The following is a 12,590-nucleotide window of genomic DNA, read 5'->3' on the forward strand; positions in this document are numbered from 1 at the left end:
TTCTTCCTGTTTTTACATGGACTGCAGAGCAGACCATGGTATCCATCCAAAGCGCGGAAACCGCTTCAGCAAGGAAAATATCGCTTCATGCATACTCTCGAAGAATGAAGCGGCTGGCCTTGCTGTTCCAGCATTTGCCATGTCCCTGAAGGAAGATCAGTTGTCCGTATTCGTCCATGGCCGATTCACGCTTGCTCAAGCTTAACCACTCCGAATAGAACACATCAAACTCTTCAGGCGTAAATATCGGCAACAAATCGGCGGAATAGTCGAAGATGGCCGAAAAGTCAGCGGCCGGCGATAGCAGGACCGGGGATGGCAATCTGATGCCAAGCAGACCCAGCAGCAGTTCAAGCTCGTCATCACCAGCCAGCACGACAGCAAAGAATTCTGGCGAAGCGCCCATCAATGCATCGATTGAAGTGGCCGCCAACATGGCTGATTTTTCAGACGATGCAAACACGTAAGCCGGCATTTCCCTCTCCTTCATTGTTGCGCAGCGTGACTGTTGCCAGGCAGATCTACAGGCAAGCCGGCGCCCACAGACAGCCAGGCATGATCGCCACGACAAAATACGCGAGGCAAGACCACGCGACGACAGCGGCCATCCGCAGCAGCTTCATCATCCACGAACGTGGGAAGTAGCCGGCCGCCAGTACCGCCAGGGCCAGCGCCAGATAAGGAACAACGGTATCCACCTGCCGCGTCAAAGGCCAGTGCAACTGGTACTGCCAGTACAGCAGCGCGATTTTGACTACGGGAACGGATAACACGGCAAAGGCCAGCGCGGCCAGGTCGAAATGTCGATGGGTGTTGATGCTATGCATGGCGCCTCCTGACCGCTCAGTGTAGCGCACTAATTGCCAGGATGGCAACGGGATGCCCGTTCTGATTGGCTAGATCCGCTGCCCGCCATCGATCGGAATCTCGGCGCCCGTAATATACGAGGCGCGCTCGCTGCACAGGAACTCCACCAGGTCGGCCACTTCGGCCGTGGTACCCAGCCGGCGCAGCGGGATCTGCGTGTCGACGATGTGCGAGGTGCCGGGCGACAAGATGGCCGTGTCGATTTCGCCGGGCGCGATGGCGTTCACGCGCACGTTCATCGGCGCCATGTCGTTGGCCATTTCACGCGTCAATGACGCCAGCGCCGCCTTGGAACTGGCATAGGCCGAGCCGGCGAACGGGTGCACGCGGTAGCCGGCGATCGAGCACAGGTTGACCACCGAGCCGTGCGCGTTCGACAGTTCCTGGGCAAAGCCGCGCGTCAGCGCCAGCGGCGCAAAGAAATTGGTGTTGTACATCGCCTGCCAGGTCTGCATGTCGGTGGTCAGCGAATTGACGCGGGCGCCGCCCGGCCCTTTCGGCGACACACCCGCGTTATTGACCAGCGCGTGCAGCTTGCCATCGACCAGCATCGGGCGCAGCATGTCGACCATCTGGCCGATCTGGCTCAGGTCCGACAAATCCATGCAGAAATGCGTATTGTGTTCCTGGCTGCGCGGGCAGCCGAGCGGGATCGGGCTGCGCGAGACCGTGATCACGCGCCAGCCGAGGCTGCGGAAACGCTCGGCGACAGCGTGGCCGATGCCACGGCTGGCACCCGTGACGATGGCGGTTTTCTGTTCGGTCTGATGTCCCAGATTAATCATTTTCTTCCTTTTCAGGTTCAGGTTCTGCGGCGGCCTGCTCCATCTGCCGCACATAGGCCAGCAGTTGCGCGCCGCCGTCCAGGATGTCGCGCGCCATCGCCTGCCGGGCCGCCTCGCCATCGCGCGCCCGCAGGGCGTCGAGGATGGCGCGGTGATGCCCGACGCGCATGGTGGGCGTAAAGGCCGCGTAGCCGGCGGCGATCAGCGGCGCGGTCTGCATCCACAGATGGCCGACAAAGCGTGTCAAGGTCGGCATGCCGGACGCCTGCGCCAGCCCCAGGTGGAAGGCCTGGTTGCACTGCAGGGCGCCGGCCAGGTCCTGGCGCGCGATCGCTTCTTCGTTGTCCAGCAGCAGTTGTTCCAGTTGCGCCAGGGTCGCGGCGTCGATCCGCCGTGCCGCCATCGCCGCGCCCAGCCCTTCCAGTTCCACCCGCAGGGCGCGGATTTCCAGGTAGCGCGCCTCGCTCAGCATCGGCACGCGAAAGTCGCGCGGCGAGCGCAGCACCAAGGCTTCTTCCTGCACCAGCTGCAGCATGGCGTCGCGCACGGGCGTCACGCTGGTGCCCAGTTGCAGCGCCAGTTCGCGGATGCGCAGGCGCTCATTGGGGCGGAAACGCCCCGCCGCCAGCGCCTCGCGCAGCCGCGCATGGACGGATTTTCCCAGGTTGGAGTGCGACAGATGATCGAGTTGATAGGCCATGAAGGTTCTTTCAATTTATGATGCATCATACATCAAGATGAAAAATCGTGATTGTGACCCGTGCCGGACAGTACAATCGCTGATCGCCACCCTGAAGGACGCCAGTGAACTGGGATTATCCGCAGCCGCACATCGTGCCCGTCACGCCGCAAGCCGGCGATATCGACGGCTTGCAGCACACCAATAACGCCGTGTACGTGCGCTGGTGCGAACACGCCGCCTGGCACCATTCGAAAGCGCTGGGACTGGACCTGGAGGACTACCGCCGTCTCGACCGGGCCATGGCGATCCGCCGTGGCGAATACGATTATCTGCTGCCCACGCGAGAAGGCGAAGCCTTGCGCCTGGCCACCTGGCTGTGCGCCAGCGATGGACGTTCCAGCATGGAACGGCGCTTCCAGCTGATCCGCGACAGCGACGGCGCCACCGTGGTGCGCGGGCGCTGGGAACTGGTATGCATCGAACTCGGTAGTGGCCGCGCGCGCCGTTTGCCGGCCGAGTTCCTGGCCGTCTACGAGCCGGCCATCGTCGCCAGCAGGTCCGCCTGAACCTGGTGCGGCTTGCCACCCCGCAATGCAACATGTTTTTCCCTGCTGTTCATGCGTTTCATGCATTAGAATCACTGGCCTTGCCCACCCATGAAAACAGGATAAAACAAGATGACGGCAGTCGGTAATACGGAAGCGACAGAACTCAAGCGCGGGCTGAAAAGCCGCCATATCCAGCTGATCGCCCTGGGCGGCGCGATCGGCACCGGCCTGTTCCTGGGCATCGCGCAAACCATCAAGATGGCGGGGCCGTCCGTGCTGCTCGGCTACGGCATCGCCGGCGTGATCGCCTTCCTGATCATGCGCCAGCTGGGCGAGATGGTGGTCGATGAACCGGTGGCCGGCTCCTTCAGCTACTTTGCCGACAAATACTGCGGCCACCTGCCCGGCTTTCTGTCGGGCTGGAATTACTGGGTGCTGTATGTGCTGGTCAGCATGGCCGAACTGACGGCCGTCGGCATCTATGTGCAGTACTGGTGGCCGGGCGTGCCGACCTGGGTCTCGGCGCTGGTGTTCTTTTGCGTGATCAATGCCATCAGCCTGTTGAACGTCAAGGCCTTCGGCGAGATGGAATTCTGGTTCGCGCTGATCAAGGTGGTGGCCATCATCGGCATGATCGTCTTCGGCGCCTACCTGCTGGCGTCCGGCGACGCCGGACCGCAGGCCTCGGTGGCCAACCTGTGGCAGCACGGCGGCTTTTTCCCGAACGGCTGGCAAGGCCTGGTCATGGCGATGGCCGTGATCATGTTCTCGTTTGGCGGGCTGGAGCTGGTCGGCATCACGGCGGCCGAAGCGGACGATCCCAGCACCACCATTCCGCGCGCCACCAACCAGGCCATCTACCGCATCTTGATCTTTTATATCGGCGCGCTGGGCATTTTGCTGTCGCTGTACCCGTGGCAGAACGTGGTTACCGGCGGCAGCCCCTTCGTGCTGATCTTCCACGCACTCGACAGCAACCTGGTGGCCACCGCCCTGAACGTGGTGGTGCTGACGGCCGCGCTGTCCGTCTATAACAGCGGCGTCTACTGCAACACGCGCATGCTGTTCGGCCTGGCGAAACAGGGCAATGCGCCGCGCGCGCTGTTGCACCTGAACCGCCGCGGCGTGCCGCTGGTGGCGCTGGGCGTGTCGGCGCTGGCCACCGGCATCTGCGTGGTGGTCAATTATTTCATGCCCGGCGAAGCGTTCGAAGTGCTGATGGGGCTGGTGGTGTCGGCCCTGATCATCAACTGGGCCATGATCAGCTGGATCCATCTGCGCTTTCGCGCACAAAAGAAAATCGAAGGCAAGACCACCCTGTTCCGGAGCCTGGGCTATCCATTCACCAACTACCTGTGCCTGGCGTTTTTGGCCGGCATCCTGGTGATCATGTTCCTGACCCCGGGCCTGCGCATTTCCGTGTACCTGATTCCCGTCTGGCTCGGGGCGCTGGGCATCGGTTACTGGATACGACAAAGCAAGGCCAAGGCCTGACCTTACCTGGCCGCAAATGAAAAGAGCCCGTCCTGGCAGCAGGACGGGCTCTTTTTCATGGTGCGCGGACAGACTACCTGCCGGCATCGGCCTTCAGCAATACATCGCCACTCAATTCAAACAGCCTCTGCGTGCGCTGCTGCGCCTTCTGCTCAAGGTTCAGCTGTGTCTCGCCGGCCTGGTACGGCGCCAGGCTGGCCACCAGGTCGCGCGTCAGAGAATGGACGCTCGGATTGGTCAGATCCGACTTCAGCTTGCCCATTTCGTAGCGCTGCACGCGCGTGGACTGGCTGGACGACTGTTCGAGCGTGGCCTTGGCCAGCTTGCCGTCCCGGTAAGATATATTGGCCTCGCTGCGGGCGCTGTCGTCGATCTGGTGGTAGCTATAGTTCTGCGACTCGGCGGCGGTGGTCAAACGCAGCGAGGTGCCGGCCACCAGCGGCATATGGAAGCTGGCGCTCAGGCTGGAGGTCTGCTTCTGCGATATCGCGCGGTCATCGATACTGCGCCCGGCGATGCTGGTGCTCTGCCCCACTTCGTAGTGGAACGCATCCTGCTCGGACAGGCGCATCGGATTCTCCATCTTCGGCGTTTGCAATACGGACGCCGAAAAATCGGCCAGGCCCGTCAGCATGGCCTGGTCTTGCGCGGCCAGCTGCCATTTGCCGGGCGTGGCGCCGCCCAGGCTCAGCTGCGCTGCATCGCCGACAGTGGTGTGCAAGGCGCTGAAGGTCTCCTTGAACAAACTCATCAAGGCACCGTCGGCATGGCCACGCGTGGCCGCCTGGTCGAACTGGCTCATGTAGCTTTTCATGGCGCGTGCCTGCTGTTCTGGTCCGCCCAGGCTGGCCGCCTGGCTGGCGTCAACTTTTACGTCCAGGCTGCCGGCCGCGCCGCTGAACGCGACCTTGCGCTGGGTGGCGTCCGCCTGGAACGACAAGGTCTGCACGCTGGGCGGCTGGGTATCGAGACCCACCCTGGCGCGCAGGTCGAGCGAGGCCAGCTGCTTCGCATCGAACTGCATCAGGCCCGCCAGCTTGAGCTGGGGCGGGTCCTGCGCCATGCCGTCGATCGCTTCCTGGAAGGCTTTCGACAACTGGCCCAGCGCCCGCGTTTCAGCGTCAGTCAATTCGCCGCTGGCCGTCATCTGCACGGCCAGGGCATCGCCATCGCTGTCGAGCGACAGTCTCACTTGGACCCCGCTGTTGGTGGTGATGCCCAGGCTGAACTTGTCGTCGCCCATGCCGTGCAAGGCGCCCGAGACGCCAGTGGCGATGCCGGCGTAGGTAGCGGCCTGCGCGCCGTTTGGTGCACGCTGCGCCGTTTGCGACAACTGCGTCACGCCGCCCTTCAACTGGTCGAGCAGGGCGGCACCGAGGCCGCTGAAGCGCCCCGCGCTGGAACCGGCCGCGAAGTTTTTCGCCATCAGCTCGCTGACCTGGTCGCGTGAGGCGCGTTCCCACTGCAGCGGCGCCGCAACGGCCTGGGCAAGGCCCTGGGCAGCGGCGGCGCCGAGCGCAATAATGGTGGAAGACGTGCCGGAAGACGTGGAGACTGGCAAGGAAGAAGCCTCCTCGCGGCTGGCGGGGGGCGTGGCGGTACTGCGCAGGGTGCTGGCATTCCAGCTTGCGATGGAGGAAACAGAAGTCATGGCCGTCATAATGGGTGCATGGATAAAACTGACAAGCTTCAGTTTTTGACAATGATTTACCGCCAGGCAGGCACGCGCATGCAAAGCAGTCACAGCTATAACGACCGGCCACGCCAAAACATGAGTCCCGTTCGCGTGCCATTTTATTATTATCCCCGGTTTTGCACAAGCGCCGGCGATCGATTCGGTTGCATGTTTTTCAATAATAATATGGCAGCGATAATTAATAGATATTTTTAAAATTTTGAATTAATATATCCACTCCATGCCGCGCCGGCTTAATCGGCAGCGAGACAGCCGTATTCCATATCCGAAAGGAAGAACATGCAAGCCTATGCCGCCAGCATAATCCATGCGGACTTTTCTTTTCAGCTTACGGCAGGCTGATCCTTGCATGCAGAAGCTTCAACATCCCCCCCCCAGCGGCGTGGTCGCGCCGCCTGTCTTTTCATTCCCGTCAATTGAAAGAGTACACGCATGGATCCGATTTTAGGTAGTGTCATCTTGTGTCCCTACACCTTTGCACCGCAAGGCTGGATGTTCTGCAATGGCCAGACCCTCAATATTCAAACCAATGCCGCGCTGTACGCACTGCTCGGCATACAGTTTGGCGGCAATGGCCAGACCACCTTCAACCTGCCCGACTTGCGCGGACGCATCCCGGTGGCGGTCAACAACACCGTCGCGCCCGACCGTATCGTTACCGCCCCCGTCAATGCGCAGGGCCAACCGACCAGGCCAGGCGTGGTGGGCGACACCCTGGGCGCCAATGTGCGCCTGGTCAGCACCGGCGGCATCAGCTTCGCGCTGACGGTCAACAATCTGCCGGCACACACCCACGCCGCTACCGTGTCGAGCGGTTCGTCGACAGTCGACGTGACCCTGACCGCCTCGCTCGATGAAGCCACCGACCCCGCGCCGACGGCCGGCGGCTACCTGGCCACCGCCGCATCGTCCAGCGCTGCTGTCACCAATATGTACCTGCCGGCGCTGGGCAGCAACGGCAGCGTAACCCTGGCCAAGGCAAGCGGACAAGTCAGCTTCAACCCGACCGTCACCAACGCCAGCACCGGCAGCGGCGTACCGGTCGCCGCGCCCATCACGCTGACGGCGCAAAACGCGCCAACGCCGCCCTTCCTGGCCATGCAGTACATCATCGCCGTGGAGGGAGTTTTCCCGCAACGCAACTGATAACGGGGCGCATGCGGCGTCGGCCATATGATTATTATCGTTTATATTTTTACGATGTGGCGGTATATTGTCTTTTTAAAAATAACACCGTAGTGCAAATTCGGCCTCATGTTTTTAAAACCGACTTAATATGCCCAGGCTGGATGCGTTTCATCCGGACCAGCCTGGCGGTCCCGGCGACATAATATTGAAGTTCTCATTTGAAAGGCAGCAAACATGGATGCATTTATGGGTACCATTCTTGGCGTAGGCTTTGCTTTTCCACCACGCGGCTGGATGACATGCAATGGCCAGCTGCTGAACGTTAATAACAACGCGGCCCTGTTTGCATTGCTCGGCACGCAATATGGCGGCGACGGCATCAACACCTTCGGCTTGCCCGATTTGCGCGGCCGCGTCGCCGTGGGCCAGAATCAGGCCGGCATGGCGAGCCGCATTCCGGGCGGCAATGGCGCCGCCGGCGGCACCGTGTCCAGCACGTTCGTCGCGCCAGGCACCGGCTCCGCCACCGCCACCCTGACCGTCGCCAACCTGCCGGCCCACAACCATTCCGCGACGTTTACGGCCGGTAGCGGTGGCGCGCCCATCACCGTCGACATCAATGTCAGCACCACCGATGCCACGTCAGCGGCACCGCTGAACAGCGGCTACCTGGCCGCCGGCGCCAGCGATGGCAGCAGCCCGCCGTTCCTGTATGCCGAAGGCGGCACGCTGACCAAGCTCAATGCCGCCACGGCGACCGTGTCCGGCGGCGGCGGCAGCGGCACCGTCACGGTTGGCAATACCGGCGGCGGCGCCCCCGTGGTGGCAGCGGTCACCACCACCACCAACGGTAGCGTGCCCACCGTGCCGCCGTTCCAGACGATACAGTACATCATCTGCATCAACGGCATTTTCCCTAGCCGCAACTAAACCCCTGTGGCACGATTCGGGGCGCACAAGGCGCGCCCCGGTTCGCAGCGCTCGCAGCTGTTTCACCTACCCATCTGACCTACTCCTCACTTCACCAGAGACAATATGGATCCACTTATCGGCACCATCATGCTGGCGGCATTCCCTTTCGCACCGAAGGGCTGGATGTTTTGCAATGGCCAGATACTCAACATCAGCACCAACAACGTGCTGTACGCGCTGCTGGGCGTGCAATTCGGCGGCGACGGCAAGACCACCTTCGCCCTGCCCGACTTGCGTGGCCGCATTCCGGTGGCGCTGAACAACACGGTCGCGCCTGACCGCATCGTCACCGCGCCGGTCAATAGTGCAGGCGCACCGACGCGGGCGGCGCAAAATGGCGACACGCTGGGCGCCAACGTGCGGCTGGCCAGCACCGGCGCAGCCAACATCACGCTGACGGTCAACAATATGCCGGCACACACCCACGCGGCCACCGTGTCGAGCGGCTCGTCGACGGTCGACGTTACCTTGAAGGCGGCCCTGGACGAGGCCACCGACCCCGCGCCAACGGCCGGCGGCTACCTGGCCACCGCCGCATCGTCAAGCGCTGCGGTCACCAATATGTACCTGCCTGCACTGGGCACCAACGGCAGCGTCACCCTGGCCAAGGCCAGCGGACAGGTCAGCTTCAACCCGGCCGTCACCAACGCCATCACCGGCAGCGGCACGCCGATCATCGCGCCGGTCACGCTGACGGCGCAGAGCGCGCCGACGCCGCCCTTCCTGGCGATGAATTACCTGATCGCCGTCGAAGGCATCTTCCCGATGCGCAATTAAGCATCAGCGCAATACCTCGCACGCCAGGCCCGGCGTGCTGCCCAGCTGATAGGAAAAAGCCAGCGTTTCCGATCCCGTCAGTTGCGGCTTGCCCGGCAGGTGCAGCGGCAAGTTCAGGCTGCAGTCATAATCGTGCAGCACGATCTGGCCATGCACCTGGATGCGCGTCAGCAGTTTCGGCGCGCGCGCCAGCTGCGCCGGCAGGCGGATGCTGGCGGCCGGCAGGGAACCGCCCTGCTGTCCTTGCCACGCCAGGATACTGGCGGCATTCACTTCAAAGATGCGGCCCCAGTCGGCGCACGGCTCGTCCATGGCGCGTCCCGGCTGGCCCAGATGCACCGCGATGGCGGCAGGCACCAGTGCCGCCTGCGGCGCCTGTACGAACAGATTGCGCATGATGGCCACCTGCGGTTCCTTGCCCAGTGCCGTATTCATGGTCTCGCTGACGATCACGTCCGGCATCGCATCGGGCGCGATGCGCCAGGTCGCGGCGTCGGCGCAGACGAATGCCGCCACGTGCGCGCCATAACCGAGCTCTTCGATCAGCGCGCGCGCATAGTCGAGCGCTTCCTGGTGCACCTCGAGGATGGTGAACTGTACCTGCAAGGGCGAAAAAATCGCCATTAGCGGCAGGGCCAGCAAGGCAAACGGGCCGCAGCCCGCATACAGCACCGATACCGGCCGCTGCGGCGTGGACGCGGCGTGGATGGCCGCCGCCAGGCCCTGGATGAAGGCGGCGCTGCGCAGCGGTTCGCGCGCGCACAGCGCCGCTTGCACCGGTGAAATCGCCCAACCGCTGGGCAAGGTGCTTTCACCCTCGGTCATGCGGTCCGAGCCCGCCATCGACAGCTGCGAGTGGCGCTCGACAAAGGCGCGCAGCTGTCCGGTTTCGCCGATCAGCGAGGCCAGCGGACGCGCCGGATCGGCGATGGCGCGGGCGATCTGCGCCAGCTCCGCCTGCTCGGCGGCGCGATCAACGCCGCTCACGACAGCGATACCTGGTAGCACTGCTTGCCGATCTCGCTGGGTCTGGCCGGCAACGGCGCCGAGATCGGCCACAAGTACAGCTCCAGCCGGCCCAGCTGTTCGTGATCGAGGGTGTAATTGCCGTCTGACAGTACCAGTTCGGCCGGGCCCGCGAAGATCATGCTCAGCGGCGTACGGAACTGCTCCGGCAAGCCGCGCCGCGGCAGTTCCTTCGCTTCGGTCAGGATCAAGGGAAGCACGCCGGCGGCGGTATGGGCCATGAAGACGCTGTCGACCAGAGGAGCGACCAGTTCAAGAGTGATGTTCATAGGGGAAATCCTGTAAATGTGATTGCAAGACGGCGTAAACATTGGCAGCATAGCAAATAGATAGCCATTTGAACCACCCCTTTTTTTGGAGCGCCGGTGTATTCCTTATCCTCCCCTTTCAACTTGCGCGAGCTCGATGTCGCCAGCGAAAGCGACCAGGCTTTTGTGCGCACGCTGTACCGCAGCAGCCGCGGCGACTTGCTGCAGATGCAAGCCGAAGCCGACTTCATCGACCAGCTGATCGCCATGCAGCAGCGCATGCACGATCAGGGCTACCGCCAGTCCTATCCGCAGGCGCGCCACCTGATGATCGAACGCGACGGCGCGCCGATCGGCCGGCTGATTGTCAACCCCGCCGAACAGGCGCTGCGCGTGGTCGACATCACGCTGCTGCCGCAGGCGCAGGGCCAGGGCGCGGGCAGCGCCGTGCTGGCCGGCCTGCAGGCGCATGCCGCAACGCAGGGATGCACCGTCAGCCTGGGCGTCAATCACGCCAACCTGGCCGCGCGCCGCCTGTATGCGCGGCTCGGTTTCGTGGCCGACGGCGAAGACCCGATCCAGCAACAGCTGCGCTGGAGTGCGCCATGACCGCGCCCAGCACGCATCTGCGCCTGCCTTTGCTGTTCGACGTGGCGCGCATGCAGCAGGAAATTGCCCGCTTCCACGCCACCGACTGGCTCGCGCATTTCAATACGGGCGCCTATGAAAATGGCTGGAGCGTGCTGCCGCTGCGTTCGGCCGGCGGCGACGCGCGCCACATCATGTCGCTCGACGACGTGGCATATGCCGACACGCCGCACCTGGCGCACTGCCCGTATCTGCGGCAGGTGATTGCCAGTTTTGACTGCGAGATCGGCGCCGCGCGCCTGATGGCGCTCGAAGCCGGCGCCGTGATCCGCGAACACCGCGACCCCGGCACCGCGCTGGTCGACGGCGTGACGCGCATCCATATCCCGATCAGGACCTCGCCGCAGGTGCTGTTCCGCATCGATGGCGAGCAAGTGCATTTCAGCGCCGGCCATGCCTGGTACATGGATGCCAGCTGCCGCCACGCCGTGGAAAACCGTGGTGCGGCGCCACGCGTGCACCTGGTGATCGACTGCGTCACCAACGACTGGCTGCAACGCTTGTTCGCCAGCGCCGGCTTCGTGCCGAAGGCGACGCCCAAGTATGGCGACGCCAGCATCAACGACGGCAATGTGCAGCACATTATCGCCAGCCTGCGCGCCACCGGCGAGCCGGCCGTGCTGGCGCAGGCAGAGCGCCTGGGCGCGATTTACCGCGGGGTGGCCGCATGAACCCGCACAACGGCTTTGCGGTGCAGGAGCGCCAGCTGACCAAGGGCGAACAAGTCGCATGGCAGCCGGGCATGGACCTGCGCCACTGGTTCCCGCTGACGGCCGGTATTGTTGATGGCGAAGTGACGCTGGCCTGGCGCGACATGGCCGATATCGCCTTCACCGATTCCTTCTTTGAAAACACCCTGGCGCGCCAGCAGCGCGACGCACGCCGCGTCTGCCATACGCCGGCCACGGCACTCGATCAGTTCAACGGCGTGCCGACGCCGGACGCCTTTATCTTCCACGTCTCGCGCTGCGGCTCGACCCTGCTGACGCAATTGCTGGCGTCGCTGCCGCAATGCATCGTCATGTCCGAGCCACCCATTATCGACTCCGTGCTGCGCCTGCACCACGACCAGGGCGCGCCTGACGGCACCGTCGCCCTGCTGCGCCAGGTCATGCGGGCCATGGGCCAGCGCCGTACCGGGCAGGAAAAGCACTTTGTCATCAAGTTCGACTGCTGGCACATCCACAGCCTGGAACTGCTGCGCGCAGCCTTCCCCGAGACGCCCTGTTTGTTCCTGTACCGCGCGCCGCAGGCGGTGCTGGCCTCGCACCAGCGCCAGCGCGGCCCGCAGATGGTGCCTGGCCTGATCCACCCCGCCTTGCTGCCCTTGCCGGCACACGCCACCGCCCCCGGCGACCTCGATGCATATACCGGCCTGGTGCTGGACAGTTTTTACACGGCAGCCCTGGCCCATGCGGCCGCCGGACGGATCAGGCTGGTCAACTACAGCCAGTTGCCCGGTATCGTCTTTTCGGACCTGCTGGCCAGCTTGAAGATCGACTGCACACCGGCGCAGCTGGAAGCGATGCGGCAGCGCTCGCAGTTTCACTCCAAATACACCGGCAATGCCTACCGCGGCGATGCGCGCCCGCCGCAGGAAGAACGGCTGGCGCAGCTGGCGGCACAGATTGCGCCTGGCTACGAGGCGCTGGAGCAGCGGCGCCTGGAGATCGAGGCGCTGTGAAAATATAAATATTTCAATTATTTCCACAATGAACA

The 12,590-nt window shown here is 63.4% G+C and carries 15 protein-coding genes; 8 read left to right on the forward strand and 7 right to left on the reverse strand.

Annotated features, from left to right (window positions below):
- Positions 1-85: 85 nt before the first annotated feature.
- From Q8L25_RS22380 to Q8L25_RS22395, 4 genes are all read right to left on the reverse strand, one after another.
- Positions 86-475 (reverse strand): hypothetical protein, encoded by a 390-nt coding sequence (locus Q8L25_RS22380; RefSeq protein ID WP_308921500.1) that lies wholly within the window; start codon positions 473-475, stop codon positions 86-88.
- 46 nt (positions 476-521) lie between these two features.
- Complete coding sequence (locus tag Q8L25_RS22385; RefSeq protein WP_308921501.1) at positions 522-827, reverse strand: hypothetical protein; 306 nt, start codon at positions 825-827, stop codon at positions 522-524.
- Between the two features lie 69 nt (positions 828-896).
- Complete coding sequence (locus tag Q8L25_RS22390) at positions 897-1,652, reverse strand: SDR family oxidoreductase (RefSeq protein ID WP_308921502.1); 756 nt, start codon at positions 1,650-1,652, stop codon at positions 897-899.
- On the reverse strand, positions 1,645-2,352 hold the full coding sequence (locus tag Q8L25_RS22395; RefSeq protein WP_308921503.1) for a GntR family transcriptional regulator: 708 nt from the start codon (positions 2,350-2,352) through the stop codon (positions 1,645-1,647). Before Q8L25_RS22395 ends, Q8L25_RS22390 begins: the two co-directional genes overlap by 8 nt.
- Positions 2,353-2,456: 104 nt before the next feature.
- Between Q8L25_RS22395 and Q8L25_RS22400 the strand changes: the two genes are divergently transcribed.
- Together Q8L25_RS22400 and Q8L25_RS22405 are read left to right on the forward strand one after the other, a co-directional pair.
- Entirely contained in the window at positions 2,457-2,900 is a 444-nt protein-coding gene (locus Q8L25_RS22400) for a thioesterase family protein (RefSeq protein WP_308921504.1), read from the forward strand.
- Between the two features lie 111 nt (positions 2,901-3,011).
- A complete protein-coding gene (locus tag Q8L25_RS22405; protein ID WP_308921505.1) occupies positions 3,012-4,376 on the forward strand; it encodes an amino acid permease in 1,365 nt (454 codons plus the stop codon).
- A gap of 73 nt (positions 4,377-4,449) precedes the next feature.
- Here the strand turns inward: Q8L25_RS22405 and Q8L25_RS22410 are convergent, their stop codons facing one another.
- A complete protein-coding gene (locus Q8L25_RS22410) occupies positions 4,450-6,027 on the reverse strand; it encodes a hypothetical protein (RefSeq protein WP_308921506.1) in 1,578 nt (525 codons plus the stop codon).
- A gap of 477 nt (positions 6,028-6,504) precedes the next feature.
- Here Q8L25_RS22410 and Q8L25_RS22415 point away from each other — a divergent pair, with 477 nt between their 5' ends.
- The 3 genes from Q8L25_RS22415 to Q8L25_RS22425 all read left to right on the forward strand — a co-directional run bounded on the left by Q8L25_RS22415 (position 6,505) and on the right by Q8L25_RS22425 (position 8,949).
- The gene (locus tag Q8L25_RS22415) at positions 6,505-7,218 is read left to right on the forward strand and encodes a tail fiber protein (protein WP_308921507.1); all 714 of its coding nucleotides are present in this window, start codon (positions 6,505-6,507) and stop codon (positions 7,216-7,218) included.
- A gap of 228 nt (positions 7,219-7,446) precedes the next feature.
- The gene (locus tag Q8L25_RS22420; protein WP_308921508.1) at positions 7,447-8,130 is read left to right on the forward strand and encodes a tail fiber protein; all 684 of its coding nucleotides are present in this window, start codon (positions 7,447-7,449) and stop codon (positions 8,128-8,130) included.
- Between the two features lie 105 nt (positions 8,131-8,235).
- Positions 8,236-8,949, forward strand: coding sequence for a tail fiber protein (locus Q8L25_RS22425; RefSeq protein WP_308921509.1), 714 nt, complete (start codon positions 8,236-8,238; stop codon positions 8,947-8,949).
- 3 nt (positions 8,950-8,952) lie between these two features.
- On the opposite strand, the gene Q8L25_RS22430 is transcribed toward Q8L25_RS22425, so the two are convergent.
- Positions 8,953-9,936, reverse strand: coding sequence for a class I SAM-dependent methyltransferase (locus tag Q8L25_RS22430; protein ID WP_308921510.1), 984 nt, complete (start codon positions 9,934-9,936; stop codon positions 8,953-8,955).
- Positions 9,933-10,244: a hypothetical protein gene (locus Q8L25_RS22435; RefSeq protein ID WP_308921511.1), complete on the reverse strand. Its 312-nt coding sequence runs from the start codon at positions 10,242-10,244 to the stop codon at positions 9,933-9,935. The genes Q8L25_RS22430 and Q8L25_RS22435 overlap by 4 nt, the downstream gene beginning before the upstream one ends.
- A 96-nt stretch (positions 10,245-10,340) precedes the next feature.
- Here Q8L25_RS22435 and Q8L25_RS22440 point away from each other — a divergent pair, with 96 nt between their 5' ends.
- Genes Q8L25_RS22440 through Q8L25_RS22450 form a run of 3 tightly spaced genes read left to right on the forward strand, consistent with a single transcriptional unit; the run spans position 10,341 to position 12,555 of the window.
- Positions 10,341-10,832 carry a GNAT family N-acetyltransferase gene (locus Q8L25_RS22440; RefSeq protein ID WP_308921512.1) on the forward strand — a complete coding sequence of 164 codons (492 nt, stop codon included), beginning with the start codon at positions 10,341-10,343 and terminating at the stop codon, positions 10,830-10,832.
- Entirely contained in the window at positions 10,829-11,542 is a 714-nt protein-coding gene (locus Q8L25_RS22445; protein ID WP_308921513.1) for an aspartyl/asparaginyl beta-hydroxylase domain-containing protein, read from the forward strand. Before Q8L25_RS22440 ends, Q8L25_RS22445 begins: the two co-directional genes overlap by 4 nt.
- A complete protein-coding gene (locus Q8L25_RS22450; protein WP_308921514.1) occupies positions 11,539-12,555 on the forward strand; it encodes a hypothetical protein in 1,017 nt (338 codons plus the stop codon). The genes Q8L25_RS22445 and Q8L25_RS22450 overlap by 4 nt, the downstream gene beginning before the upstream one ends.
- Positions 12,556-12,590: the final 35 nt, after the last annotated feature.

Source organism: Janthinobacterium sp. J1-1, from assembly GCF_030944405.1.
Lineage (GTDB): Bacteria > Pseudomonadota > Gammaproteobacteria > Burkholderiales > Burkholderiaceae_D > Janthinobacterium.